A 1,056-nucleotide genomic window follows, 5' to 3' on the forward strand; every position below is an offset into this window, starting at 1 on the left:
GAACCCCCCCCCCCAACCCACCGCTCCCCCCCCCCCCCCCCCCCCCCCCCACCCCCCCCCCCCCCCCCCCCCCCCCCCACCCCCCCCCCCCCCCCCCCCCCCCGCCGATTTCTGGCCGGGTTACGGTTGTCTGCGTGACGACGGAGCAGGATTTCGAACCGACCACCTTCACCGAGTGCTTCAACTTCCGCGACGCCGGTGGATACACCACCGTGGATGGCCGGACCGTGCGGCGCGGCCGGCTCTACCGGTCCGACTCGCTGCACCGGCTGTCCGCCGACCGGGACCTGTTCCTGGGCCTGGGCATCCGTACCGTGGTCGACCTGCGCCGCCCCGACGAACTGGACCGGGACGGGTCCGTTCCGCCGTACGACGGGGTGGTCCACCGGCACATCGAGCTGGAACACCGGGCCTGGGAAGAGGTGCCGTACGACGGGCACGGGCCGCTGGCCGACTACCTGGCCGAGCGTTACCTGGAGATGGCCGAGACCGGCACCCGGGCGATCGGCCGGGCACTCGGGGTGCTCGCCGACCCGGACAACGCGCCGGTGGTCGTACACTGCGTCGCCGGCAAGGACCGCACGGGCATCGTCTGCGGGCTCACCCTCGCGCTGCTCGGCGTCCCCGACGAGGACATCGCCGCCGACTACGCGCTCAGCACGGCCGGCTCGCAGCGCTACGGCGCCTGGCTGCGCGACCAGGCAGCGGCCCGGACGGTCGAGCCCGCCGAGCGTCCGGGCGCCGGGCGGGAGGACGACGGAACGACGGAAGGCGACGAACCGGCCGCCAGCAAACCCCCGGCGTCGCACTTCGTCTCGCCGGCCGAGGCCATGGCGATGTTCCTGGCCGGGCTGCGGGAGCGGCACGGCAGCATCGAGGAGTACGTCCGGACGACCGGCCTGTCCGCCGACCAGCTCGGCGCGCTCCGGACCCACCTGCTCGACTGATCAGGTGGCGGGGGGGGGGGGGGGGGGGGGGGGGGGGGGGGGGGGGGGGGGGGGGGGGAGGGGGGGGGGGGTGGGGGGGGGGGGGGGGGGGGGGGGGGGGGGGGGGGGG

General features: G+C 76.8%; 1 protein-coding gene. It reads left to right on the forward strand.

The window, feature by feature from the left end:
- Positions 1-134: 134 nt before the first annotated feature.
- Positions 135-947, forward strand: a complete 813-nt coding sequence (locus ACXN5W_RS30335; protein WP_473161812.1) for a tyrosine-protein phosphatase — start codon at positions 135-137, stop codon at positions 945-947.
- Positions 948-1,056: the final 109 nt, after the last annotated feature.

This window comes from Plantactinospora sp. A48, assembly GCF_055793945.1.